Here is a 22,900-nt window from a genome sequence, read left to right as displayed (position 1 = left end):
CTAGAAAGCATGCCGCCGCGGCGATCAGCCCCAGGCCATGCGGCGCCTGTAGAAGCCGGGATCGACCAGCAGCTTGCGCTGGTCGACAGCGGTGAAGTGCGCCAGGACCTTGGCCGCCTCACCGCGCGCGCTTCGCGAGACCGGCACGCGCAGCAGGCCCCTGGAGACGCCGATCCGCACCATCGTCACCTTGTATGCCGATGTCACCACCGTACCGAATTCGATGGCGAGCGGGTTCTCTGGCAGCATCTGGACACCTTCGAATCTGAACATGCCGGTGGTGACCAGGCCGAAATAGGTGCCGCCCACCACCAGGGCATTGTCGGTGAAGATGACCTCGAGTCCCACTGGCGGGATGGTTCTGGGCAACGTGTAGTCATTGGAATAGCCCTGGCCGGCGCGCCGCTCGTCGTTGCGCCGGAATGCCTCGGCCTCGGCTGGGGTCACGATCCAGCGGCCAATATCCTTCTCGCCGCGCCGCGCCGCCGCGATCAGCCGCGCGCCCCAGAGGAAGTTGAAGAACATGAAAAAACAGATCAGGCCGACCGGAATGGCGATGCCGATCTTCAGCCCGCTTGCCATTGTCTCGTGACCCAGCGCGTTCATCTCCGCCAAGCCCCACCAGATCGACAGCACCGACAGCGCGACGCCCGCGGCACAGATCCCCATGTTCCGCCGCGTGTGGCTCAAGCCCCTGTTGCGCATGGCGACCTTCTCACGCAGTCAGACGATCTACCAGTCTGCCCCCACGGCCCGGGCGGAAACAAGGCCCGCATGGCCGGTGCCAGCGCGCCGCCATTGCGCTAGGATGGCGTTGCCCGCGGGGACGGGCGCCTATTGAAACCGGGAGACTTTTCATGGCATTCGGCGCGGACACGACAACCGACGAGGTAATCGCCGGCATCGACCTCAGGGGCAAGCAGGCGCTGGTTACCGGCGCCTCCACCGGCCTCGGCGAGGAGACGGCGCGGGCACTGGCCTCGGCCGGCGCGGCGGTGACGCTGGCGGTGCGCGACAAAGCCAAGGGCGAGGCCGCCGCCGAGCGCATCCGCAAGGTGACCGGCAACCAGGGCATCGACGTGGCGCAAGTCGAGCTGTCGGTGCCCGACAGCGTCCGCGCCTGCGCGAAAACGTGGCTGGCCGGACACGGACCGCTGCACCTGCTGGTCAACAATGCCGGCGTCATGGCCTGTCCGCTGACGCGGACGGCCGAGGGCTGGGAGATGCAGTTCGCCACCAACCATCTGGGTCATTTCCTGCTGACCAACCTGCTGGCGCCCGCGCTGAAAGCCGGCGCGCCCGGCCGCATCGTCAATCTCAGTTCGGCCGGTCACCGGTTTGCCGACGTGAATTTCGTCGACCCGCACTTCAACCATCGCGACTATGACAAGTGGTCGTCCTACGGCCAGTCGAAGACCGCCAATGTGCTGTTCTCGGTCGAGTTGACCCGGCGGCTGGCGCCCTACGGCATTACCGCCAATGCAGTGCATCCCGGCGGCATCCAGACCGAGCTGGGGCGCCACCTGACCGATAGCGACATCGAGGCGCTGATGGCGCGGGTGAAAACCAACGCGGGCAGCGGCGAGTTCAAGTTCAAGACCATTCCGGCCGGCGCCGCGACCAGCGTCTGGGCGGCGACGTCGCCTGAGCTGGAAGGCCGGGGCGGGCTGTATCTGGAGGATTGTCACGTGGGTGAGCTGAAATCCGGTCCGGCGGCGTCATCGGGTTACTTCGCCTATGCCACGGATCCGGCCAGCGCGGCACGCCTGTGGGCGCTGTCCGAGGCAACGCTGGGCGAGACATTCGACCTGGGCTGATCGCAGCCGGGCCGATCCTGATCCACCTCAGGGAACTTCCGCCCGGGACGGGCTTTGTGGGTGCATGACTGCTCCAGGAGCGTGACATGCCCCGCACCCACCTGCTCGCCGCGCTGGCGGCGATTTCCCTGGTCACCGGCGGCCCGGCATTTGCCGTCAGCGACGACATTCACAAGCCCCTGTCCTCGCCGGACGGCACATCCGCCTGCACCGACGACCCGGCGCTGATCAACGATGTCACGGTCTATGATCCAGGCTGTGTCGAGGGCACCAGATCGCTCAAGAACCAGCCGGAGAAGGACAAGGCAGACGTCCCCCCTCGCGGGAGCAGCATGGAGTCACCGGTCCCGCCCGATGTCGGCGTACCGGCGCCGGCTCCGGAGATCGTACCCACGCGGGAGCCAAGGTAATCCGCGGTGAGTTCCGTGGCCGCGGCGCGAAATCCTACCAATCGGACGGAGCGCAGGCTAGGGTTGGCCGGATTGGTCCTTGGACCCCCCTATCGGAGAAGACGGCTTGGCCCAGGATCGACATTCCCTCGCCGCGCGCGACACCCCTGACCTGCGCAAGGTCGATTCCCATCCCGACCATTGGTATCCGCTGGCATGGTCCAACGAACTGGCCGCCGGCAAGACGTTGGGCCGACGCCTGATGGGCGAGCCGGTGGTGCTCTACCGCGGCGCCTCGGGCACGGTCTTCGCGCTGGAGGATCGCTGCGCCCACCGGCAGGTGCCGCTGAGCGTCGGCGTGGTCGACGGCGACGTGCTGCAATGCGGCTATCACGGCTGGGCCTACGATTGTTCGGGCAAGTGCGTCGATGTCCCCTATTTCGGCATGGACAAGCTGCCCAATGGCGTGTGCGCCTATCCGGCACGGGAGATCGACGGCCTGATCTTCGTGTTCCCGGGCGACCCTGCCCTTGCCGACCAGCAGGCGCCCGCCGCGCTGGGATCGGCGACGAACCGCCGCTACAAGACCCGCAAACTCAACCGCGAAGTCGCCTGCCACTACACGTTCATGCACGAGAACCTGTTCGACATGAACCACCAGTTCCTGCATCGCCGGAACATGGGCACCATCAAGGCGAAGTGCCTGGACCGGCGCAGCGGCGACGACTGGTGCGAAGTGGATTACACATTCAGCCGCACCGAAGGCCGCGCCAGCCTGGGCGAAACCGTCATCGTCGATCTTGTCCGCGCCAAGGGCGACAAGAAGGACTTCGGCGACCTGATGACCATCCGCACCCAATATCCGTATCAGCGCCTGAAGGTGTGGGTGGGCCGCGAACTGGGCGGCGACCGCGACCCGGTGCTCGATGTGTGGCTGGCCTACACACCGCTGGACAAGGAGCAGCGCACCAACCGGACCTTCGGCTACCTGTCGGTCATGAAGCCGCCGGTGCCGGGCCTGATCCACGTGGCATGGCCGTTCGTGACCTGGTTCACCGAGCGCATCTTCGCCGAGGACAAAGCCATCGTGGAACTTGAGCAGGCCGCCCACGATGCCCAGGGGACCGACTGGAACAACGAGGTATTCCCGGCCATCCGCGATCTGCGCGAGCTCCTGGCCCGCCAGGGCCGGCCCGGCGAACGCGCCAACCGTCCCGCCGCCGCCGAATAATCCGAAAAATCTCCCGGCTGGCTGGCCCGCCATCGCAGACGCGCCATATACAGCGCTCACACTGGAACCTCTTCACCAAGCAGGGAGTCAGGCATGAGCACGTATGGAACAGCCAAGTGGCAGGGCGGCATCCGGAACGGCAAGGGCGCCATTTCGACAAAAAGCGGGGCGCTGGGTGATTACCCCTATGGTTTCGCCAGCCGGTTCGAGGGCAAGCCGGGCACAAATCCCGAAGAACTGATCGGCGCCGCCCATGCGGGCTGCTTCACCATGGCGTTGTCGCTGATTCTCGGCGAGGCAGGCTTCACCGCCGAGCGCATGGAGACGAAAGCCGATGTAACCCTGGTCAAGCAGGACGACGGCTATGCCATCACCGCCGTTCACCTGTCCCTGACGGGCAAGGTGCCCGGCGCCACTCCGGCCAAGTTCGAGGAACTTGCCGGCAAGGCGAAGATCGGCTGTCCGGTCTCCAAACTGCTGAAGGCCGAGATCACGCTCGACGTGACGCTGGAAAACTGACGCGGCCGGTCAGGCGGGCGGCCTGAGCCTGAGCAGCGCGGCGCCTTCGCCGTCCGTGAGGACATAGATCAACCCGTCGGGACCGGTTCGCACGTCGCGGATGCGCTTTTTCATGTCCTTGAGCATGACCTCCTCGCCGGTGACCTTGCCGCCTTGCATGTCGACCCGGTGAAGGCTGCGCCCCGCGAGCGCGCCGACAAACAGATCGCCATCCCATTGCGGAAACGCATCGCCGCGATAGATCGCCAGGCCACAGGGTGCAATCGACGGGGTCCAGCCGATGATGGCGTTCTCGGTGCCCTTGTATTCCTTGAACGGCGTAATGTGGGCGCCCGAATAATCGACGCCTTTCGTGGCCAGCGGCCAACCGTAATTGCGGCCTTTCACAATGACGTTGAGTTCGTCGCCGCCGCGCGGACCATGTTCATGCGCGTAAACAACGCCGTCCGCCGGGTCGAGCACCATGCCCTGCGGGTTGCGGTGGCCATAGGTCCATATTTCGGGCCTGGCATCCTTGCGGCCGGCGAAGGGATTGTCGGCGGGGACGGTGCCGTCGTCGTTGATCCGGACGATCTTGCCGAAATCGCTGGCCAGATTCTGCGCCTGCTCGCGGTATGTGAAGCCATCGCCGTTGGTGATCAGGAGCGTGCCGTCTGGCAGCCAGACCATGCGCCCGCCGTAATGCACGGCGGCGGTGTGCGCGGGCTTGCTCTCGAACACCACCTTCAGATCCTTCAGCGCTTCCCGGTCAAGCCGCGCCCTGGCCACCCGCAGCGTATTGCCGCCTTCGCCCTTGTGGGCATAGGACAGGTAAACAAGGCCGTTCTCGGCGAAACGGGGATGGGCCAGCGCCTCGAACAGGCCGCCCTGTCCGTCAAATTCCACCGCCGGAACGCCTGAAATCGGTGCCGACATCCTGCCGTCCCGGATGGTCCGGAGCGTGCCCTTGTGTCCGGTCAGCAGCATGGCGCCGTCGGGCAGAAAGGTCAGGCTCCAGGGCCGGTCGAGACCGGTGAGCACCGTCTCGACGACGTACTCCTTCGCCGCTGCCGAGGGTCCTGCGATCCAGACCATCAGGCAGCAGGCCATGACGGCCACAAGTGAACGCCGTCTCCTGTTTGTCATGGACATCTTTCCCTCGACCCCCAAAGATCGACCCACATTACCGCATGGCACACAAAAGGGAACCGGGAGGAACGAGGTGGGGATTATCTGGCGCATCCTGGCCTTCGCGGTCACCGTGCCGGTCACCGCGGCGGTGGCGGTGGCGCTTCACAGCCAGTTTGTCATGGCCGGATTGCGCGGCCTGGGCGCCGAGATCGGCGCCGGTGTGGCGCTCGACATGACGCTGCACGACGTGCTCGGCATGGCGCCGATCTATGCCATGTTCATCGGCGCCGCGCTGCTGCTCGGGTTCCTGATCACCGGCTGGCTGTGGCCCAGGATCGGCCTCGGGCGCACCGTCAGCTACGCCATCGGCGGCGGCGCGGCCATGGCGGTGATGCTGGTGATCATGCGGGAGGCGCTGGGAATCACCATGGTGGCCGGCGCACGCACCCCGGCCGGCTTCGCCGCGCAATGCGTGGCGGGCGTGCTGGGCGGCGTGCTGTTCGCGCTGCTGTCGCGCCGTCAGGCCGGCCGCGCCACGCCCATGTAGAAATAGGTCATGGGCCGCAGCCCGGGACGGTAGCTGGCCTCCAGTTCGTCGATCCGGAATCCGGCAGCAGTGATGATCTGGTCCATCTTGCGGTTCAGGTTGCAGCCGCCGGCAATGGCGGGCCACACCTTGTTCAGCCGGTTCTGCCAGACCACCACGCCAGGATCGGGCGCGTGGCCATGCTCGACGAAGAACAGTTCGGCGCCCGGCTTCAATACCCGGCGCACCTCGCGCAGCGCGGCCGAGGGATCCGGAATGGTGCACAGGGTCCAGGTGATGACGGCGCAGTCGAAGCTGGCGTCGCCGAAGGGCAGGCTCTCGCCCGATATCTGCTCGAAATGAACGGGGAACGCCACCAGCGAGGCCTGCCTTGCCGCCATCTCGCCCAGTTCCACGGACGGATCGACTCCGGTGACGCTTTCCACGCCCGGGCCGTAATGGGGCAGGTTGAGACCGGAGCCGATGCCGATCTCGAGGACCTTGCCGTGGGCGCGCGGCACCAGTCGGGCGCGTTCCTCGGCGATGACGCCCATGGACATGCAACAGTTCAGCAGCTTCGGCAGAATACGCGACTCATAAAAGCCCATTGCTCTCCCCCAGCCTCTCGCGCCGACGAGGGCCCCATGGCCGCCTGGAGGTCGGCGCCTCCTCCCCGGCCGGGATGATACCACGGCCGGCCGGACTCGTCTCTGGGCCTACCTGGAGAAATCGACGACAATCTTGCCGACGACGGTCTGCGCTGTCATGGCCGCGAAGGCGTCCTTCGCCTGGTCGAAGCCGAAGCTGGCCCCGATCACCGGCTGGAGTCTGGCCGCCTCGATCGCCTCGCACATGTCCTCGAACCAGTCGCGGCTGCCCACCGAGATGCCGTTTACATGCGCGCTCTTGCCCATGATGTAGGCCGTCGGCATCTCGCCGCCCGAGCCGCCGGTCAGCACCCCGATCACACCGATGAAACCGCCGATGCGGATGGCCTTCAGCGATTCCAGCATGGTGCCGACGCCGCCCACCTCGACGACGATGTCGGCGCCGCCGCCCTTGGTGAGCTTCTGGACCTCCGAGCCCCATTTGGGCGTGGTCCTGTAATTGATCAGCTGGGTGGCGCCCAGTTGCTTCGCCTTCTGCAGCTTCTCGTCCGACGACGAGGTCGCCACGACTTTTGCGCCGGCCATGCGGGCGAACTGCAGCGCGAACATGGAGACGCCGCCGGTGCCCTGGACCACCACCGTGTCGCCCGCCTTCAGCGTGCCGGTGCAGAACAGGGTGTTCCAGGCGGTGAGCGCCGCACAGGGAAGCGTCGCCACTTCGGCGTCGGTCAGATGCGACGGCACCTTCGACACGCCGCGCTCGGCAAGGCACATATATTCCTGCAGGCAGCCGTCGAGGCCCGCGCCCAGCGCGGTGTTGACATAGTCGCCCTTGCGCGGCCCGGTCAGCCAATCCTGGAAGAACATCGGCGCCACCCGGTCGCCCACCTTCACCCGGGTCACGCCGTCGCCGATCTCGATCACCTCGCCGCAGCCGTCCGAGCACGGCACCACGGCCGGCAGGCGCGGCGCGGCGTACTGGCCTTTCACCACGGCGGTGTCGCGGTAATTGAGGCTGGCCGCCTTCATCTTCAGCAGCACCTGTCCGGGTCCCGGTTTGGGGATGTCCCGCTCCACCAGCTTCAGGTTCTCCCAGCCCGGCTCCTCGGACACCCACGCGCGCATCGTCGCCATCTCACTCTCCCTTGTTGCTGGCCGCGATCATATCGGCCAGCCCGTAAACCGCCACCGCGTTGTCGCGCAGAAACGGCGCCCATAGCGCATCGCGCAGGGGCAGGTCGTCCATCTCGGCGAAAACCCGGTCCCAACCCAGCAGCGGGTAATAGCCGGCGAAGAGCAATTTCCCCGGCGCGCGCTTGTTGCAGAAATCGATCACGTCGCGCGGGTAATATTTCGGCGCGAAGGCCGAAGTCGAATAGAACAGATTCGGCCATTTCAGCAGCAGCTTGCACACCAGTCCGGTCCACGGTTCGCCGCCGTGGCGCATCACCACCTTCAGCTCGGGAAAGAACCAGGCGATTTCATCGAGCAGGCCCGGATGCTGATATTTGTAGGGCACCCGCGGCCCCGGCACGCCGACGAACACATTGACCGGAAGTCCCAGCTCGATGCACTTGGCATAGACCGGGTACCATTTCTTGTCGTCGATGGCAGCGGGCGGGTTGATGAAGCCGGGCGCAACCGTGACCGATTTCACATTGCGGTGAAGCGCCGCCGCCCGTTCGATGGCGCGCACTGCATCCATGCCCCGGTTGCAGTCGATCCACACCTCGCCGATGAACCGGTCCGGCCAACGCTCGAACAGCGCCAGCGCCGGTTCGGGATTGTCCGGGTCGATCCTGATCTGCGAAATCCCCACATGGTTCGCGTCCATGGCGGCAACGACCCGCGCCGGATCCCTGGCCTCGTCCTTCCGGCCGCCGCCGTCGCCGAACAGATATTCGACCGGACTGCCCTTGGCCGGCGCATCCTTCACCGGCGACGCCAGCCGGCTGCTCCACGGTTGGCCCTCGCCGAGCGGCAAGGACACCATCAGGTCGATGGCGGCAATCGACGTTGGACGCGGCATGAGGCATCTCCCCGGATCTTCCTTGATGCTAATGCGCTTTCGGCCTCGGCGGTATCCGGCTTGTGCCGTATCGTCCCGGAAGGCAATAGTTGCCGCTCACCTTTCCGCAGCGAGGTCCGCCCTGGTGCGAACCAGCCAACCGGGCGTTGCCCGCATGCCGCCGACCGCATTTCTGGTACTCGCCGGAATCGCCATCGTCTGCCTGGCGGCCGAGCCGCTGGCGCTGCTGCCCTTGCACATCCAGCGCAACTACAACGAGGGCTGGGGTGCGCTGTTCACCGACATCGCCCTGTCTGGCGGCGCCCTTTACCCGCCGCCCGGCGCCTTCATCTCCAACAATTATCCGCCGCTGTCGTTCTACATCGTCGGTGCGCTCAGCCCTCTGGTCGGCGACCACGTCATCGCTCTGCGGCTGATCGCACTGGTCTCGTATCTGGCCGTCACCGTCTGCGTCTGGCGTGCGGTTTTCCTGCTGTCGGGCTCCCGGCGCTGGGCGCTGGCGGCCGGCATGCTGTTCCTGTTCTACGGCGTCAGCGTGTTCCGGGATTATTTCGCCATGGCCGATCCGCAATGGCTCGCCCATGCCGTGGCCACGCCGGCGCTGGTGCTGCTGCTGCGCCGGCCCGTTTCGGCATTGCCCGGCCGCGACATCGTCGCGGCGTGCCTGCTGATGCTGGCGGCGGGCCTGATCAAGCACAATCTGCTGGCTTTGCCTGCGGCGACGACCCTGTGGCTCGCCTGGCATGACAGACGGCGCCTGGCGATCTGGCTGGTGGCGGGCATTGCCGGCGCTTGCGGCATTCTGGCGCTGTTGTACGCCATGTATGGCACCGACGTCTTCGCCAGCGTGGCGGACCATCACCGCGCCATGCGGCTTGCCAATGTGATCTTCCTGCCCTGGGAGCAGCGCGCGCTGCTGCCGGTCGGCGTGGGCGCGCTGGTGCTGCTGCGACGCCGCGCCGACCCGCGCATCCGGCTGGTGCTGATATTCGCCGTCATTGCCGGATTGTGGGGCGCGTTCCAGCGGCTGGGCGAAGGCGTCGCCTACAATGCCCAGTTCGAAATGTTCGTCGCCCTGACCATCGCCGCCGGTGCGGGCATGGCGACGCTGGAGGCTGACGGCGTCCGCTGGCCGCGCCCGGCCTGGCTGCGCCGGGCACTGGTCCTGATGCTGTTCCTGCCGCTTGCGCAGCAGGCCGGACTGATGCTCGCCAAGGCGCCGGCGCGGCTGGCGCACCTGCCGGAGAACCTGCAGCATTGGCAGGCACTGCGCGCCGCCGTCGATGCCGAACCCGGTCCCGTCGCCTGCGAGCGGCTGGCGGTGTGCTATTGGGCCGGCAAGGGCTTCGAACTCGACTTCTTCAATTACGGCGAACGTCTATATGCCGGCGTCGCCAGCCCCGGGGACTTCGAGGCGTTGCTTGCCAGCCGCCGGCTGCGCCTGATCCTGGTGGCCAAAGAGATGTTCGGCGCCGACGACCGGCCCGTGTTCCCCCAGCCCTCGGTCGACGCCATGCTGCGATACTACCGGGTGGAGCAGAGCCCGGTGGCCGATTACCAGATCATGCGGCCCAGATCCTGACGCTGCATGAACATGCGGCATGCCGGAGCCTTGACTGAACGAGTCGCTCAGGCGTCCTCGTCTTCCTGCTTACGCACACTGGACGAGGGCGACCGCAACGCCTCGAACCCGCTGCGCAGGTGCAGATCCCGCTGCGGGAACGGAATTTCGATGTCGTATTTCTTGAGCGCCGTATCCAGCGCCCAAAGATAGTCGGCCCGCACCCGGCCGGGCCGTTTCACCGCCGGCGGCTTGAGCCAGACCACCAGCTCGTAATCGACGCTGCTGTCGCCGAATCCCACCATCCACACGTCCGGATCCCTGCCTTTGTCGTCCATGGTGTGCTCCACGGATCTGGCGGCCTCGATGCCCGCCTTCTTTACCAGTTCCTTCTCGGTACCATAGGCCACGCCGAAGGGCACGCGCAGGCGGCGGTAGTCCTCGCGCAGGGTCCAGTTGGTCATGCGGCCGCTGACGAACTCGGAATTGGGGACCAGGATATCGACGTTGTCGTTGGTGGTGATCAGCGTGCTGCGGATGTTGATCTCCTTCACTTCGCCGGTAATCCCGGATTCCAGTTCGACGAAGTCCCCCACCTTCAGGCTGCGCTCGACCAGCAGCATGATGCCCGAGACGAAATTGCTCACCAGGGTCTGCAGGCCGAAGCCCAGGCCGACACCGATGGCGCCGGCCATGAACGCCAGATTGGAGAAGTCGAGCCCGAGCATCGACAGGCCGAGCAGGAGGCTCAGCGCGATGATGACGTAGTGAATCAGCCGGCCGAGTGTATAGAGCGATGCCGGGCTGATGCTTCGGTTGCCGGTGGCGAAACGGAGCAGGGTCCGCTGCAGCAGCCGCGACAGCCACCATGCGGCGCAAAGGACGACGATGACCTGGATCAGTCCCAGGCTCGTCACCTCGACCCGGTTGACCTTGAACAAGGTGGCCGTGGCCAGATACGACAGCCAGTGCCAGCTCAGTTCGAGAACGTGCCAGACTTGGTCCACCTAGAGCCAGCCTTTCCGCTTGAACAACACCAGCAGTCCAGCGCCCACCACCACCATGATGCCCAACAGGACGTAATAGCTGTAACGATACTGCAATTCCGGAATGTTCTGGAAATTCATGCCGTAGATGCCCGCCAGGAACGTCAGCGGGATGAAGATCGACGCCACGATGGTCAGCACCTTCATGATCTTGTTCAGGCGGTGCGACGCCAGCGAGATGTAGCCCTCGACCATGTCGGAGGACAGGTCGTAATAGAGGCCGGTGAGGCTCGACAGACGCTCCAGCTTCTCGAGCATGTCCCGCAATTCGTGCTTGAGTTTCGCCGGGATGCCTGGCGGCGGATCCTTGGCCAACTCGACGAACATCTGCGCGTGATAGGTGGCAATGCGCCGCATCCGGGTAAGATTGGACTTCAGCGCCATCAGTTCGGCCAGCAGCGCGTCGCGGGGGTCGTCCGTCACTTCCTTTTCAAGCCATTCCAGCCGCTCTTCCACGGCCAGCAGAATCCCGAGGAACCGGTTCATGACGATATCCACGAGCCGCAGCGCCGTCACGGCGGCGCCCTTGCCCAACATGGAGGTTTCCTCCAGGGTCGCGTTCCACAGCTTGTCGATGCTGGGCGAGAACGCGCTGTGGCGCGTCACCAGAAACCGCTCGCCGATGAATATGGCGATCTGGATCGTGCCGAAGGCGATATCGCGGGTTTTCGCGTCCAGCCCCTTGATGAGCAGGAAGGTATGATCGTCGAACGCCTCGGACTTGGGCGGATGGCGCGGCGACAGGGCATCCTCGATGGCGGTGGAGTGAATCCCGAATTGGCGCAGCGCGGCGGCGTCTTCCTCGGGCGATGGCTCGGCAAGGTCCACCCAGATCAGCGAACCGGGCGCAGCACGCCATTCGTCGATCAGTTCCAGTCCACCGAAGCGGGTGCCTGTCACCGGATCGAACAATTGTGCCTTGGCCAAACCACGCCTCCTTCTCCCACGCCGATGGCGGGTCCTGGACCGGAGGGTGCCGCCTGGCGACAGTTTCTCCCGGTCAATCCTTCAGCATGTTCATGGCGCCCTGGCGCTCGCCGGGCTTCAGTTTCAGGAACAGGGTGCGCGCCTTTCTGATGTCGCCCGCATCGCCGGTTTCCGACGCAGTGCGCAACGCCACCACCGTCGGATGCGCGGCGCTGAGAAGAAAGGTCAGCGCCTTGGCAAGGCGGCCCATGGCGGCGCGGTCGATGGCGGTTTCGGACATGATAGCGCTTCCGATGCGATTTCCGGTCAGGTTCTTCTAGTCTACTTCCCGATCATCATGGCGGCAATTTTCTCCAGGCGCGAGCCGAACGGCGGACGCAGCGCGCCGCCGAAATTCAGTGCCGACTGCTTCAACACCGATTTGGCGTGGCTGAACGTCCGGAAGCCCGCCTCGCCGTGATAGGCGCCGATGCCGCTGGGGCCGACGCCACCGAACGGCAGTTCCTCCACCGCCACATGCAGCAGCGTGTCGTTCACCGTCATGCCGCCCGCCGTGGTGCGCTCGATCACCCGGCGCTGTGCGGACGCGTCATTGCTGAAATGATAGAGGGCAAGCGGCCGGTCGTGGGCGTTGACGTAATCGATGGCCTCGCTCAGGTCGCCGTAAGTCATCACCGGCAGCACCGGGCCGAAGATTTCTTCCTGCATCACCTTCATGTCATCGGTGGGATCGAAGATCAGGGTGGGGGCGATCTTGCGCTGGTTGCCCAGTTCCTCGCCGCCGGGATTGATCTGCTCGATCCGGGCGCCCTTGGCGCGGGCATCGTCAATCAGGCCGTTGATCCGCTCGAAATGCCGGTCGGCGACGATGGAGGTGTAGTCGGGATTCGCGGCCAACGTGGGATACATGGTGGCGATCTGGTCCGACAGGGCACGGCCGAACGATTCGGCCTTGCCGGCCGGCACGAAGGCATAGTCGGGCGCGATGCAGGTCTGGCCGGCATTGAGCATCTTGCCCAGCGCGATGGAGCCGGCGGCCTTGCCCAGGTCGTAGTCGCCGCCGACGATGACCGGCGACTTGCCGCCCAGTTCCAGTGTCACCGGCACCAGGTTCTCGGCGGCGGCCATCATCACGCGCCGGCCAGTGGCGGTGGAGCCGGTGAACATCAGGTGATCGAATTTCTGGCGGCTGAACTCGGCCGCCACGTCGGGGCCGCTCTCGACCACCGCCACGCGTTCCTCGCCGAACACCTCGGCCAGCATCCGCGCCAGCAGCGCGGCAACGCCGGGCGTAAACTCGGACGGTTTCAGCATCACCCGGTTGCCTGCCGCCAGTGCCTGGCCCACCGGCACCAGCGACAGCTGGAAGGGATAGTTCCAGGGCGCCATGATGCCGACAACGCCGAGCGGCTGGTAATGCACCCGCGCGCTGGCGAAGGGGTGCTGCAGGCGGTTCAGCGGGCGGTTGGACGGCGCCATCCACGACGCAAGGTGTTTCCCCGAGTGCTTCAGCGACATGATCGTGGCCATGGTCTCGGCCAGCAAGGTCTCGTGCCGGCTCCGGTTGCCGAAGTCCTCGCTGACCGCCTCGCCCATCGGGTCGCGGTACTTGCGCACTTGGCCCGCGAGCGCCGCCAGATGCGCCTTGCGGTCTGCCAGGCTTGGAGGTCCGTCGCGCAGGAACGCCTTGCGCTGCAGGTCGAGGACGTCGCCGATCGGTCGGTTCATCGCAGTCTCCTTGGCTCGGCTGTCATTCTACGCGATGTTACCGGGAAGTAAAACGCGGCAAGCCACCAAAGCGCCCACCGCTTTCCGCCATTTGGCGTAAACTGTGAAGGCGACTCGGGAGAATGCGGACATGACCGGCAATGCTCAGGCGTATGAACTGCTGATGGTGGGCGTGGGCCTGCTGGTAGCCGATACGGGCACCATCCAGGACCGGCTGCGCTCGGCGCTACTGGAGTTCCACGAGCTGGAGGCGTCGGACTTCTCCTCGGAGGAAACCCGGCACAAATTCGCCTATCTGATGAAGGCGCTGGGCGTGGACAATGCGGGCCGTGACCAGGTCGGCGCCAGTCTGGACCGGTTGAGCGACGACGAAGCGATGCAATATGCCCGCCGCGTCTACGATCTGTTCCTCGACACCGCCCGGGATTATTTCCGCAAGGGTTAGAACTGGTCTAGGCTCCCGCCCTCACGACAAGGGAGGATGCGATGTTCGGGCAATTGATCAGACTGAAGGTGAAACACGACAAGGTGGCGGAATTCGAGGCGCTCGTTTCGACCCTGGTGGCCAATATCCGCGCCAACGAGCCCGAGCCGAAGACCTACGAGGTGCGCCGGGGCGCCGAGCCGCTCAGCTATGTCTACTTCATCTCGTTCCCCGAGGCCGGCGCGTACCAGAATTATGCCGATGCGCCCTATCACCGGAATGCGGCGCCGGCGATCATGGCCTGCCTTGATGGCGACCCGGTCTACGAGACGCTTGAAGCGTTCTACTAATGTTCCTAATCTCGCGGGACTCTGTCAGCGGGAATGATGTCCATGCAGGTCTGGTCGGTCGGCATTGAAGGCTATCGCAGTGTCAGGCGACTGCGTTTTCCGCTCCGGCGCCTGAACGTCTTCATCGGAGAGAACGGCGTCGGCAAGACCAACCTCTATCGCGGCCTGCAGCTGGTACAGGCGGCCGCGTCCGGCACGCTGACCCGCGAGCTCGCGGCCGAAGGCGGCATGGAAAGCGCCCTGTGGGCCGGGCCCCGCAAGAAGAACGAGCGGGCGCGGATCAAGCTCCGCGCCGAACTGGGCGCGATGGGAGCCGATTACGCCTATACCGCCGAAACCGGGCTGGTCCAGCAATACGAAGTCGGAGTGGGGCTTCGCATGCCCACCGGCGCGGGCTTCCTCCTCGAGCCGCAGATCAAGACGGAGTCGCTGGCCTTCGTGGGAGGCCGGCGGCCGGTAACCATGCTGGAGCGCCGTGGACCGCACGGCTTCGCCCGCGACGAGGAAGGCAAACGCCACGACCTGGACGAGGACCTGCTGCCCAGCGAGACTGCGCTGGGCAGCCTCAACCATCCGGGCCAGTTCCCCGACCTGCATCTGGTGCGCGCGGCCATGCTGGGCTGGCGTTTCTATCACGCCTTCCGTACCGATCCGGCCTCGCCGCTGCGGCATCCGTGCCTTGCCGTCACCACGCCGACCCTGTCCTCGGACGCTTCAGACCTGGCGGCGGTTTTCGCCACGCTCACTCATATCCGCGAGGACACGGTCGATCTGGACGAGACCGTGGCCGACGCCTTTCCCGGCGCGCGGCTGATCGTGCCCGAGCCGGGACAGACCGCGTCGTTCGGCATGACCTATGCTGAATTTCCCAATCGCGTCTTCGGTGCGGCCGAGCTATCGGACGGCACGCTGCGCTTTCTGGCGCTGGCGGGCGCGCTGCTGGGATACCGGCTGCCGCCATTGGTGGCGCTCAACGAGCCGGAGACCAGCCTGCACCCGGATCTGCTGCCGCCGCTCGGCCGGCTGATCGCCCGGGCCGCGGAACGGACCCAGGTCTGGGTCGTTACCCACTCGCAGATCCTGGCCGATACGCTCGAGTCAGCCGCAGGGGTCCGGCCGCGCCGGGTCTACAAGCGGACTGGCGAAACCCTGATCGACGGGATCACCACACTGGGCGAGGTGGACGACGAGGATGAGTGAGTGCCATCATGCCCGCCCGCATCAAGGAGACCCCCATGGCCCGCGTGCATGTCATCACCAAGCCCACCCCGCATCAGGTCGAGATCAAGGCCGGCCGGCACAGCATCGCCGGCGACGAACCGCACGGCATGGGAGGCGGTGACGCAGGTCCCGCGCCCTATGACCTGATCCTGGGCGGGCTGGGCGCCTGCACGGCGATCACCCTGCGCATGTATGCGGCACGCAAGGGCTGGCCGCTCGAGGAGGTGACCGTCGACCTGTCCCACAGCCTCGAGGAAAAACGGTCTCAGATCAGCCGCCGGCTGCATCTGAAAGGCGATCTGGACGCCGAGCAGCGCGCCCGCCTTGCCGATATCGCCGAACGCACGCCGGTCACCCTGACCCTCAGGGACGGCGCGAACATCGAGACGACACTGGCGCCGGCGGAAGAAAGCCCCGCGCATCTGAGCGAACGGCTGGACGAGGCGCTGGAGGAAAGCTTTCCGGCGAGCGACCCGCCCGCCGTCAGCCCCGGGACCGACTAGCTGCGGCCGCCCGACACTTCGACCCATTGCCCGGTCGTCCATTCGGCGGCGGGCGAGGCGAAGAACGCGGCAACGGCCGCCACGTCCTCGGGATAGCCGATCCGGCCCAGCGGGATGGCGGTGTCGGCATAGTCCTGGGCGGCTTTCTCGTCCCAACCCAGCGACTCGGTCAGCAGGTCAGTATAGATTTCGCCCGGGGCGATGCAGTTCACGGTGATCTTGCGGGGCGCCAGTTCCACCGCGAGCGTCCTGCTCATGCCGATGATGCCGGCATTGCCCGTTCCGTAGGCGCCAAATCCCGGATAGGGCCGTAGCGCGGCGATCGACACCACATTGATGATCCGGCCGCCATCGCCCATGCGCTTCGCCGCCTCCCGGGCGCCCTGGAATTTGTGGCGCATGTTGAGTCCGATCTGCTCGTCCCATTTCTCCATGGTGATCTCGTCGAGCGAATAGCCGCGCCGGTCCGTATTGCCGCCGGCGTTGTTCACCATGATGTCGATGCGACCGAAATGGGCGACCACCGCGTCAAGCGCTTCGGGCAGGGTTTCGGTCAACATGATGTCGCCGGTCAGTCCCAGACCGCGACGGCCGCGGTCCCCGATCTCGCGGGCGACGGCGTCCACGTCGGCCTGCCGCCGCGCCAGCACGGCGACGTCGGCGCCGCATTCGGCCAGCGCCAGCGCGATGCCTCGGCCGATGCCGCGACCGCCACCGGTCACGAGTGCCACCTTGCCGTCGAGGCGAAATCGGTCATGCATGGTCACAGCGCGGCACTCCATATCGTCACAGGTCGGGAGGCGCATCTAATCATCCGCTCCCCGCCATTGAAAGCCGGATTGACGCAGGACGGCCCGATCATATGATCCGGTTGCCGGAGGAGTTTGCACATGACCGAATTCGATACCGAGGCATACCTGAAGCGGATCGGCCTGGCGGCGGCACCCACACCGAGTGTTGACGGGCTCCGCAGCTTGCAGCGGGCCCAACCCCTCGCCATCCCGTTCGAGAATTTCGACATCCTGCTGGGCCGCGGCATATCGCTCGATCCCGCCACGATTTTCGACAAGCTGGTGCGGCGCCCGCGCGGCGGCTATTGCTTCGAGGTGAACAGCCTGTTCCTCGCGGCGCTGCAGGCATTCGGTTTCGAGGCCCGTGCCCTGCTGGGGCGGGTGCACATTGCCGGGCCGGTAGGCGGCCGCACCCACCAGCTGAGTCTGGTGCGGATCGGCGGCGAGGACTGGATCGCCGATGTGGGCTTCGGCAGCGGCACGGCGCTGGCGCCCATGCGGCTGTCGCTTGACGTCGAGCAGGACCTGAACGGGTCGGTGCGGCGCTACGTGGCCAACGACGTCTACGGCATCATCCTGCAGATGCGCGGCGAGGAAGGCTGGTCGAACCTCTACAGCTTCGACATGGGCCATGTGATCGACAGCGACCGGGTCCTGGGCAACCATTTCACCTCGACCCATCCGGCCTCATTCTTCACCTGGGCGCGGGTGGCGACGCGTCCCACGCCCGATGGCCGGGTGTCGCTGATGGACTACACGCTGCGCAAGGTGGCGGGCGGACAGGAAACCGTCACCTGTCTCGAGGAGGGCGAGCCCTATCTGGCGGCCCTGAGGGAGAATTTCGGGATCGACCTGGGAGTCCGCTACGAGGAGATCAAGCCGATCGCCGGCCAGGGCGCCGACTTCACCGTCTGAGCGTCAGCGGCGGGTGAACTGCCAGTAAAGCGGGTGATCGGGACCCAGCTTGCCGCGATCGTTGAGTGCTGCAGCGAAGCCTTCGACGGTCTCGGTGCGGGTGATGTCCGAATAGCGGAAATCGCAGATCAGCACCCGCCTGGCCACCCGCCACTCGCCGCCGCGCTTCTCGAAATCATCGAGGTACCGGCCACCGATGAACTGGACCTCGGTGTCGCCGGCGATGTTCAGGGTGGTGCTGCCGCCGAGGAAGTAGCATTCGGCCTTGGCCGAGTTTGCGCCGGTCAGGCTGACGCTCTGGCCCGAGATGGCGTGCCACGGCCGGCAGCCCGATTCCCGGCTGATGGTGATCAGCACCTTCACGAACTCGTCACCCCGGCCGCAGAAAAAGCCGTAGTCAATGTCGGCGTCGGGCCAGAACACCTGGGCCAGCAGAGGCTCGTCGTCCCAATCCAGCGCCCTGCCGTAGCGCACCTGCTGGTCGCGAATGGCCTGCAGGTCGTCGAGTTCGGCAAGGCGCCGCGCCATGGCCTCGATATCGTAGGTCGTCGTGCTCATGCGTCCTCCCCAGAACTTGAGCGAGAACGCCGTTCTTCCCAATGGCGTTCCCTCGTCTTCCCCAGTTGATTAGGATGACTGCGTTGGGGACCGGGGAGAAGCATTAATTGAGCGATCTGAAACTGAGCGTGATCATCACCAGCCAGGACTGGGCAACGCCGCACCTGGCCGAGATCGACGCCACCGCACTGCACGGGCTCTATATCGCCGACCATCCCTCGTTCCCGGTCACGGAATCCTGGACCTGGCTGGCCTATGCCGCGGCCAGGACAAGCCGGATCAAACTCGGCACCCATGTAACCGGCGCACCGTTCTATCATCCGACCCGCCTCGCCAAGCAGGTGGCGAGCGTCGATGCGCTGTCGAACGGCCGGGTGATTCTTGGCATCGGCACCGCCTACGAGGTGGCCGACTTCAGGCCTTACGGCTTTCCCATGCCCGGCTTCAGCGACCGGGTCGAGCTCCTCGAGGAAACCATCGTCATCCTCAAACAGCTGTTCACCGGCAAGATCGATGGTTTTGACGGCAAGTTTCACACCTATGAGGGCGAGGCCGAGTTCGCCCCGGTGCCGGTGAACGGCTCCGTGCCGATCTGGATCGGCCTCAACAAGGCGGGCCTCGCCCTGCAGGTGGCGGCGCGCCACGCCGACGCCGTCAACACATGGCAGCTGTCGCCCGCCCAGGTGCGGGAGATCGCCGGGCCGCTGAAGGAGGCGGTCGAAAAAGCCGGCCGCAAGCCGGAGGACGTGGCGATCACCTGCGACGTGGTGATGGCGCGCGGCGCCGATGAGCGCGGCGCCGAGCAGCTCGCCCACCGCATCCGCGACATGGCGCGCGGCTGGGGCAGGAAGGAGTCGGTCACCGACTGGGGCGTGGGCGGCGTGCTCCACGGCGACGGCGACGCCATGCTGGAACAGCTCGGCCGGTTCAAGGAAGTGGGCTGCACCGAAGTAACCGTGTCCTGCTCCAGCATCGAGGACGTGCGCTGGGTGAACGAAAACGTGGCTAAGCGGCTGCCATGACCCGCCTCTACTTCGCCTATGGCCGCAACATGCATCCCGTCATCATGGCGCAGCGCTGTCCGGCGGCTGGCTTCATCGGAGCGGCCTCGCTGCCGGATTACCGGTTGCTGATCAACATCCGCGGCGTCAGCACGGTGGTGCCCGAGGCGGGCGCCACCGTGCACGGCGTGCTGTGGCGGCTGACACAGGCCTGCGAGGCGGCGCTCGACGAGATCGAGGGCGTGGCGCGCGGCAGTTACCGCCGCGCCACGGCGCGGCCGGTCGCGGATTTCGAGGTGCTGGAGCCGGCGCTGATCTATATCGCCAGCAATGCCGAGCCCTCGCTCCCGCGCGAAGGCTATCTGGAATCGCTGGAAGAAGCCGCCCTCCATCACGGCTTTCCCGAGGCCTACCGGCTGTATCTGTCCGGCCTGCGAACGCGGCCGTGACGCACGGGCGCCGATCCAGGCTGCAAGACCGGATCAGCCGCCGTGTTATCCGTGTTCGATCCGGCGCAGGCAGCGGTGCCAGCGCCGAAAGAGTTTGCCACGCAGCCGCCTGCGGCTAGATTGCGCGCACCCGAAGGAGGCCACGCCGATGAAAGCACGCGTCAAATGGATCGAGGACCGCAACTTCCTGGGCGAGTCCGATACCGGCCATGCGGTGGTCATGGGCAGCATGGGCGGCAAGACAGGCGTCGCCATCGCGCCGACTCCCATGGAGCTGATCCTGTTGGGACTGGGCGGCTGCACCTCCTATGACGTGGTGCACATCCTCGAAAAGGGCCGCCAGACGGTGTCCAGCTGCAACCTGGAAATCGACGCCGAGCGCGCCGGCGAAGACCCCAAGGTGTTCACGAAGATTCATCTGCACTTCGTGGTGACAGGCGCGGGGCTGAACCCGGCGAAGGTGGAACGCGCCATCGCCCTGTCGGCAGAAAAATACTGTTCGGCCTCGGCGATGCTGGCGAGAGCCGTGGCCATCACCCATGATTTCGAGGTCATCGAGGCCTCGTGATGACCCGCCGGTAGCGAATTACCGTATCCTTCCCCATACTTGCCGGCGGGAGGGATTTCATGAGCACGATGATCGACTATTGCGCAATCGCCGACCCAAGCATCTGGGCCGACGAGCGGGGGCTGCTGGCCCTGCTCGACGACATGCGCCGGAACGCGCCGGTCGCCTGGGTGGAGCCCCCCGGATTCCGGCCGTTCTGGGCAATCTCGCGCCACGCCGATATCATGGAACTGGAGCGCCAGAGCGACCGCTTCCTGAACGGTCCGCGCGCGGTGCTGCAGAGCATCGACCAGGAAGAGGCGGTCCGTGCCTTCACCGGCGGCAGCGACCAGTTGCTGCGCACCCTGATCCACATGGACAACCCGGACCACCGAATATTCCGCGCCATGACCCAGGAATGGTTCCAGCCGCGCAGCCTGGGCAAGCTGCAGCAGCGCATTACCGAGCTGGCGAAGCGTACCGTGGACCGGATGGCGCAGAGCAAGTACTGCGACTTTGTCGCCGACGTCGCGGTCTGGTACCCGCTGCAAGTCATCATGATGATTCTCGGCGCGCCGGAATCCGACGAGCCGCTGCTGTTGAAGCTGACCCAGGAATTGTTCGGGCCGCAGGACCCGGACATGCAGCGGCAGGAGGCCGACGCGCCCGACATGGGGACGGTGCAGCAGTTCTTCGCCTATTTCTCCGCCATGACCGACGCCCGCCGCGCCAACCCCCGGGACGACGTGGCGACCGTGATCGCCAACGCCACCATCGACGGCCGACCGATTGGTCATCTGGAGGCCATGTCCTATTACATCATCATCGCCACGGCCGGGCATGACACCACCAGTTCGGCCACCTCGGGCGGCCTGCTGGCGCTGATGCGCAACCCGTGGCAGTTGGCCAGATTGCGGGACGATCCGGCGCTGATCCCGTCGGCGGTCGATGAGATGTTCCGCTGGACCACCCCGGTGAAGCATTTCATGCGCACCGCCACCGAGGACTACACGTTGCGCGGCCAGAATATCCGCAAGGGCGATGCGCTGATGCTGCTCTACCACGCCGCCAATCGGGACGAGGAGGTGTTCGAGGCGCCCAACGAGTTCCGCGTGGACCGCTCGCCCAACCGCCACATCGCCTTCGGTTATGGTCCGCATCTTTGCCTCGGCCAGTACCTCGCCAAGATGGAAATGCGCGCGCTGTTCACCGAGCTTGTTCCCCGGCTGGAGCATGTGGAACTGGACGGTTATCCCGCATGGGTCCAATCCAGTTTCGTCAGCGGCCTGAAGCGCCTGCCGATACGCTATGTGCTGACGGATGGATAGTTTAGAATAATTCTAATTTAACTTGCCTTGCGGTGCGCCATGCCCTATCTTGCGAGTCATTCGCAACAAAGGGTGCCGCCATGCCGAGAGATCTGATCAAGACCGCCACCTTCGCTGTCCTGCATTTCCTGGTGGGATTCGCCGTGACCTATGCCTTCACCGGCTCGGTCGCCGTCGCCACCGGCGTGGCGCTGGTCGAGCCGGCAATCAACACGGTGGTGTTCTTCTTCCATGAGCGGGCCTGGCGGATGACGGACCAGCCCGGCACCGATGCGGTTATCCTCGGCGGCCACGCGCACGGCTTCTGAACCTACGCGCGAGAGGCCGGATCGGGGTGCACCCTGCCCCGCGGAATCAGCTCCGGCATCCAGGTATCGAAATAGGCCGACAGCTTGCCGTAATTGTTGTCCTCCATGATTACCTCCTTGCCGAGCAGGCACCCCAGAATGACCGCGTGAAGCCGGTCGGTCCGAATGCGTGATCTCGTCCTGAAATGGGTCGAGGCCCGGCGGATCACCCGGTCCCGGTGGCCGCGCCAGGAGCCCATCAGCAGGGCTTGCAGCGGCACGCTGGAATTGAGCCTGATGGCATGCTTTTGCATCCGGAAGATCGCCCGGTCCGCCGGCGTAATGATGTCCTGCCAGTCGATCCCGTCGGGCGCCCGCTCGGATTCCGCGGCCTCCTGGTCCGTACGGCGCAAAACGAGTTCCCCCCGTCCGCCGGCGTCGGCTCGGTAAATATCTCCCGACCGCCAGAGATGATGCGCGGCATCCGGTGCGGTCCGGCAGGGCACGCCCATGTGCCGCTCGGCCACCTTGCGCGATGTCTCGTCGCGCACGAACAGGATGCAATCGGGGTGATCCCGGTACGCCGCGCCGCAAGCGGCGGCGTTCCCCATGTCCCGGAAGTGCACTGTCTGGGGAAAGACCACGACCCGGTTATGCGGGAATCGCCGCAGGATATCCTGCCTGACCGATTCGTGTTCCGGCCACAGATCGCCAAGATTGCCGCCGCCATGCATCAACAGCACGTGGCGATCGGTGACCGCATCCAGAAACCGCGCATAATCCTTGGAACTGAAGCGGTGGGTCACCTGCCGCATGTGCCGGGCGAGAAGGCGCTCGGTCCCGGCGAAGATCAGCAGGTCGCCCACGTTCAGGTGAATGGGAATGTCGAGGTAGATCACCGGCGCATCTGCCGGGATCGCATCGACCAGCGCACCCAGCCGCTGTTTCAGTGCGCCCATCGCCGCGGCCCGTTCACTGATGCGCGATTCGCCCTTCTGGCGGACTGTTTCCCGACCAGTCACTCCGTCGTCGCCC

28 protein-coding genes are annotated in these 22,900 nt (G+C 65.7%); 16 read left to right on the top strand and 12 right to left on the bottom strand.

Annotated elements, in window-relative coordinates:
• Positions 1-24: 24 nt before the first annotated feature.
• A complete protein-coding gene (locus WJU21_RS10680) occupies positions 25-705 on the bottom strand; it encodes a hypothetical protein (protein WP_346323395.1) in 681 nt (226 codons plus the stop codon).
• A gap of 152 nt (positions 706-857) precedes the next feature.
• Between WJU21_RS10680 and WJU21_RS10675 the strand changes: the two genes are divergently transcribed.
• The 4 genes from WJU21_RS10675 (at position 858) to WJU21_RS10660 (ending at position 3,956) form a co-directional block, all read left to right on the top strand.
• Positions 858-1,817, top strand: coding sequence for an SDR family NAD(P)-dependent oxidoreductase (locus WJU21_RS10675; protein ID WP_346323394.1), 960 nt, complete (start codon positions 858-860; stop codon positions 1,815-1,817).
• Positions 1,818-1,903: 86 nt separating this feature from the next.
• Positions 1,904-2,227 (top strand): hypothetical protein, encoded by a 324-nt coding sequence (locus WJU21_RS10670; protein ID WP_346323393.1) that lies wholly within the window; start codon positions 1,904-1,906, stop codon positions 2,225-2,227.
• A 106-nt stretch (positions 2,228-2,333) separates the two neighbouring features.
• On the top strand, positions 2,334-3,437 hold the full coding sequence (locus WJU21_RS10665; protein ID WP_346323392.1) for an aromatic ring-hydroxylating dioxygenase subunit alpha: 1,104 nt from the start codon (positions 2,334-2,336) through the stop codon (positions 3,435-3,437).
• Positions 3,438-3,530: 93 nt separating this feature from the next.
• Positions 3,531-3,956 carry an OsmC family protein gene (locus tag WJU21_RS10660; protein ID WP_346323391.1) on the top strand — a complete coding sequence of 142 codons (426 nt, stop codon included), beginning with the start codon at positions 3,531-3,533 and terminating at the stop codon, positions 3,954-3,956.
• Between the two features lie 9 nt (positions 3,957-3,965).
• Here WJU21_RS10660 and WJU21_RS10655 read toward each other — a convergent pair whose 3' ends face one another.
• The gene (locus WJU21_RS10655; RefSeq protein WP_346323390.1) at positions 3,966-5,081 is read right to left on the bottom strand and encodes a PQQ-dependent sugar dehydrogenase; all 1,116 of its coding nucleotides are present in this window, start codon (positions 5,079-5,081) and stop codon (positions 3,966-3,968) included.
• A gap of 76 nt (positions 5,082-5,157) precedes the next feature.
• Here WJU21_RS10655 and WJU21_RS10650 point away from each other — a divergent pair, with 76 nt between their 5' ends.
• A complete protein-coding gene (locus tag WJU21_RS10650; RefSeq protein WP_346323389.1) occupies positions 5,158-5,613 on the top strand; it encodes a hypothetical protein in 456 nt (151 codons plus the stop codon).
• On the opposite strand, the gene WJU21_RS10645 is transcribed toward WJU21_RS10650, so the two are convergent.
• From WJU21_RS10645 to WJU21_RS10635, 3 genes are all read right to left on the bottom strand, one after another.
• Positions 5,586-6,200 (bottom strand): class I SAM-dependent methyltransferase, encoded by a 615-nt coding sequence (locus tag WJU21_RS10645; protein ID WP_346323388.1) that lies wholly within the window; start codon positions 6,198-6,200, stop codon positions 5,586-5,588. The genes WJU21_RS10650 and WJU21_RS10645 overlap by 28 nt on opposite strands.
• Before the next feature lie 108 nt (positions 6,201-6,308).
• A complete protein-coding gene (locus WJU21_RS10640) occupies positions 6,309-7,334 on the bottom strand; it encodes an NAD(P)-dependent alcohol dehydrogenase (RefSeq protein WP_346323387.1) in 1,026 nt (341 codons plus the stop codon).
• Between the two features lies 1 nt (position 7,335).
• A complete protein-coding gene (locus WJU21_RS10635; protein ID WP_346323386.1) occupies positions 7,336-8,229 on the bottom strand; it encodes an amidohydrolase family protein in 894 nt (297 codons plus the stop codon).
• Positions 8,230-8,383: 154 nt separating this feature from the next.
• Between WJU21_RS10635 and WJU21_RS10630 the strand changes: the two genes are divergently transcribed.
• A complete protein-coding gene (locus tag WJU21_RS10630; RefSeq protein ID WP_346323385.1) occupies positions 8,384-9,811 on the top strand; it encodes a hypothetical protein in 1,428 nt (475 codons plus the stop codon).
• 47 nt (positions 9,812-9,858) lie between these two features.
• Here WJU21_RS10630 and WJU21_RS10625 read toward each other — a convergent pair whose 3' ends face one another.
• From WJU21_RS10625 to WJU21_RS10610, 4 genes are all read right to left on the bottom strand, one after another.
• Positions 9,859-10,797 (bottom strand): mechanosensitive ion channel domain-containing protein, encoded by a 939-nt coding sequence (locus WJU21_RS10625; RefSeq protein ID WP_346323384.1) that lies wholly within the window; start codon positions 10,795-10,797, stop codon positions 9,859-9,861.
• Positions 10,798-11,763 (bottom strand): magnesium/cobalt transporter CorA, encoded by a 966-nt coding sequence (corA, locus tag WJU21_RS10620; RefSeq protein WP_346323383.1) that lies wholly within the window; start codon positions 11,761-11,763, stop codon positions 10,798-10,800.
• A gap of 73 nt (positions 11,764-11,836) precedes the next feature.
• Positions 11,837-12,043 carry a hypothetical protein gene (locus WJU21_RS10615; RefSeq protein ID WP_346323382.1) on the bottom strand — a complete coding sequence of 69 codons (207 nt, stop codon included), beginning with the start codon at positions 12,041-12,043 and terminating at the stop codon, positions 11,837-11,839.
• A 41-nt stretch (positions 12,044-12,084) separates the two neighbouring features.
• Entirely contained in the window at positions 12,085-13,491 is a 1,407-nt protein-coding gene (locus WJU21_RS10610) for a coniferyl aldehyde dehydrogenase (RefSeq protein WP_346323381.1), read from the bottom strand.
• Positions 13,492-13,621: 130 nt separating this feature from the next.
• Between WJU21_RS10610 and WJU21_RS10605 the strand changes: the two genes are divergently transcribed.
• From WJU21_RS10605 to WJU21_RS10590, 4 genes are read left to right on the top strand one after another with little or no spacing between them, the layout of a single operon-like run.
• On the top strand, positions 13,622-13,936 hold the full coding sequence (locus WJU21_RS10605; protein ID WP_346323380.1) for a hypothetical protein: 315 nt from the start codon (positions 13,622-13,624) through the stop codon (positions 13,934-13,936).
• 41 nt (positions 13,937-13,977) lie between these two features.
• Positions 13,978-14,265, top strand: a complete 288-nt coding sequence (locus WJU21_RS10600) for an antibiotic biosynthesis monooxygenase (RefSeq protein WP_346323379.1) — start codon at positions 13,978-13,980, stop codon at positions 14,263-14,265.
• A gap of 42 nt (positions 14,266-14,307) precedes the next feature.
• A complete protein-coding gene (locus WJU21_RS10595) occupies positions 14,308-15,465 on the top strand; it encodes an AAA family ATPase (RefSeq protein ID WP_346323378.1) in 1,158 nt (385 codons plus the stop codon).
• Positions 15,462-15,989, top strand: coding sequence for an OsmC family protein (locus WJU21_RS10590; RefSeq protein WP_346323377.1), 528 nt, complete (start codon positions 15,462-15,464; stop codon positions 15,987-15,989). The genes WJU21_RS10595 and WJU21_RS10590 overlap by 4 nt, the downstream gene beginning before the upstream one ends.
• Here WJU21_RS10590 and WJU21_RS10585 read toward each other — a convergent pair.
• On the bottom strand, positions 15,986-16,795 hold the full coding sequence (locus WJU21_RS10585; protein WP_346323376.1) for a glucose 1-dehydrogenase: 810 nt from the start codon (positions 16,793-16,795) through the stop codon (positions 15,986-15,988). The two genes, WJU21_RS10590 and WJU21_RS10585, sit on opposite strands and share 4 nt — an antisense overlap.
• 84 nt (positions 16,796-16,879) lie before the next feature.
• Between WJU21_RS10585 and WJU21_RS10580 the strand changes: the two genes are divergently transcribed.
• On the top strand, positions 16,880-17,695 hold the full coding sequence (locus WJU21_RS10580; RefSeq protein WP_346323375.1) for an arylamine N-acetyltransferase: 816 nt from the start codon (positions 16,880-16,882) through the stop codon (positions 17,693-17,695).
• Positions 17,696-17,698: 3 nt separating this feature from the next.
• Here the strand turns inward: WJU21_RS10580 and WJU21_RS10575 are convergent, their stop codons facing one another.
• Complete coding sequence (locus WJU21_RS10575) at positions 17,699-18,253, bottom strand: nuclear transport factor 2 family protein (RefSeq protein WP_346323374.1); 555 nt, start codon at positions 18,251-18,253, stop codon at positions 17,699-17,701.
• 107 nt (positions 18,254-18,360) lie between these two features.
• Here WJU21_RS10575 and WJU21_RS10570 point away from each other — a divergent pair, with 107 nt between their 5' ends.
• The 5 genes from WJU21_RS10570 (at position 18,361) to WJU21_RS10550 (ending at position 21,886) form a co-directional block, all read left to right on the top strand.
• Positions 18,361-19,275, top strand: coding sequence for an LLM class flavin-dependent oxidoreductase (locus WJU21_RS10570; protein WP_346323373.1), 915 nt, complete (start codon positions 18,361-18,363; stop codon positions 19,273-19,275).
• Complete coding sequence (locus tag WJU21_RS10565) at positions 19,272-19,703, top strand: gamma-glutamylcyclotransferase family protein (RefSeq protein ID WP_346323372.1); 432 nt, start codon at positions 19,272-19,274, stop codon at positions 19,701-19,703. The genes WJU21_RS10570 and WJU21_RS10565 overlap by 4 nt, the downstream gene beginning before the upstream one ends.
• Before the next feature lie 148 nt (positions 19,704-19,851).
• A complete protein-coding gene (locus WJU21_RS10560; protein ID WP_346323371.1) occupies positions 19,852-20,271 on the top strand; it encodes an OsmC family protein in 420 nt (139 codons plus the stop codon).
• A gap of 59 nt (positions 20,272-20,330) precedes the next feature.
• Positions 20,331-21,578 (top strand): cytochrome P450, encoded by a 1,248-nt coding sequence (locus WJU21_RS10555; protein ID WP_346323370.1) that lies wholly within the window; start codon positions 20,331-20,333, stop codon positions 21,576-21,578.
• Positions 21,579-21,658: 80 nt separating this feature from the next.
• A complete protein-coding gene (locus WJU21_RS10550; protein WP_346323369.1) occupies positions 21,659-21,886 on the top strand; it encodes a DUF2061 domain-containing protein in 228 nt (75 codons plus the stop codon).
• 2 nt (positions 21,887-21,888) lie between these two features.
• On the opposite strand, the gene WJU21_RS10545 is transcribed toward WJU21_RS10550, so the two are convergent.
• Complete coding sequence (locus WJU21_RS10545) at positions 21,889-22,887, bottom strand: polysaccharide pyruvyl transferase family protein (RefSeq protein WP_346323368.1); 999 nt, start codon at positions 22,885-22,887, stop codon at positions 21,889-21,891.
• Positions 22,888-22,900: the final 13 nt, after the last annotated feature.

The sequence above is a fragment of the Emcibacter sp. SYSU 3D8 genome (genome assembly GCF_039655875.1).
Classification (GTDB): Bacteria; Pseudomonadota; Alphaproteobacteria; order SMXS01; family SMXS01; genus RI-34.
The sequence above is the reverse complement of the archived record's forward strand: the minus strand, read 5'-3'. Positions and strand labels throughout refer to the sequence as shown.

Excerpts from the sequence above, each read along its gene's own strand:
- WJU21_RS10585 (WP_346323376.1), bottom strand. The coding sequence starts at position 16,795 with ATGCGCCTCCCGACCTGTGACGATATGGAGTGCCGCGCTGTGACCATG.
- WJU21_RS10640 (WP_346323387.1), bottom strand. The coding sequence starts at position 7,334 with ATGGCGACGATGCGCGCGTGGGTGTCCGAGGAGCCGGGCTGGGAGAAC.
- WJU21_RS10605 (WP_346323380.1), top strand. The coding sequence starts at position 13,622 with ATGACCGGCAATGCTCAGGCGTATGAACTGCTGATGGTGGGCGTGGGC.
- WJU21_RS10565 (WP_346323372.1), top strand. The coding sequence starts at position 19,272 with ATGACCCGCCTCTACTTCGCCTATGGCCGCAACATGCATCCCGTCATC.
- WJU21_RS10635 (WP_346323386.1), bottom strand. The coding sequence starts at position 8,229 with ATGCCGCGTCCAACGTCGATTGCCGCCATCGACCTGATGGTGTCCTTG.
- WJU21_RS10680 (WP_346323395.1), bottom strand. The coding sequence starts at position 705 with ATGCGCAACAGGGGCTTGAGCCACACGCGGCGGAACATGGGGATCTGT.
- WJU21_RS10550 (WP_346323369.1), top strand. The coding sequence starts at position 21,659 with ATGCCGAGAGATCTGATCAAGACCGCCACCTTCGCTGTCCTGCATTTC.
- WJU21_RS10655 (WP_346323390.1), bottom strand. The coding sequence starts at position 5,081 with ATGACAAACAGGAGACGGCGTTCACTTGTGGCCGTCATGGCCTGCTGC.
- WJU21_RS10645 (WP_346323388.1), bottom strand. The coding sequence starts at position 6,200 with ATGGGCTTTTATGAGTCGCGTATTCTGCCGAAGCTGCTGAACTGTTGC.
- WJU21_RS10660 (WP_346323391.1), top strand. The coding sequence starts at position 3,531 with ATGAGCACGTATGGAACAGCCAAGTGGCAGGGCGGCATCCGGAACGGC.
- WJU21_RS10615 (WP_346323382.1), bottom strand. The coding sequence starts at position 12,043 with ATGTCCGAAACCGCCATCGACCGCGCCGCCATGGGCCGCCTTGCCAAG.
- WJU21_RS10560 (WP_346323371.1), top strand. The coding sequence starts at position 19,852 with ATGAAAGCACGCGTCAAATGGATCGAGGACCGCAACTTCCTGGGCGAG.
- WJU21_RS10670 (WP_346323393.1), top strand. The coding sequence starts at position 1,904 with ATGCCCCGCACCCACCTGCTCGCCGCGCTGGCGGCGATTTCCCTGGTC.
- WJU21_RS10630 (WP_346323385.1), top strand. The coding sequence starts at position 8,384 with ATGCCGCCGACCGCATTTCTGGTACTCGCCGGAATCGCCATCGTCTGC.
- WJU21_RS10610 (WP_346323381.1), bottom strand. The coding sequence starts at position 13,491 with ATGAACCGACCGATCGGCGACGTCCTCGACCTGCAGCGCAAGGCGTTC.
- WJU21_RS10595 (WP_346323378.1), top strand. The coding sequence starts at position 14,308 with ATGCAGGTCTGGTCGGTCGGCATTGAAGGCTATCGCAGTGTCAGGCGA.
- WJU21_RS10555 (WP_346323370.1), top strand. The coding sequence starts at position 20,331 with ATGAGCACGATGATCGACTATTGCGCAATCGCCGACCCAAGCATCTGG.
- WJU21_RS10600 (WP_346323379.1), top strand. The coding sequence starts at position 13,978 with ATGTTCGGGCAATTGATCAGACTGAAGGTGAAACACGACAAGGTGGCG.
- WJU21_RS10580 (WP_346323375.1), top strand. The coding sequence starts at position 16,880 with ATGACCGAATTCGATACCGAGGCATACCTGAAGCGGATCGGCCTGGCG.
- WJU21_RS10575 (WP_346323374.1), bottom strand. The coding sequence starts at position 18,253 with ATGAGCACGACGACCTACGATATCGAGGCCATGGCGCGGCGCCTTGCC.
- WJU21_RS10675 (WP_346323394.1), top strand. The coding sequence starts at position 858 with ATGGCATTCGGCGCGGACACGACAACCGACGAGGTAATCGCCGGCATC.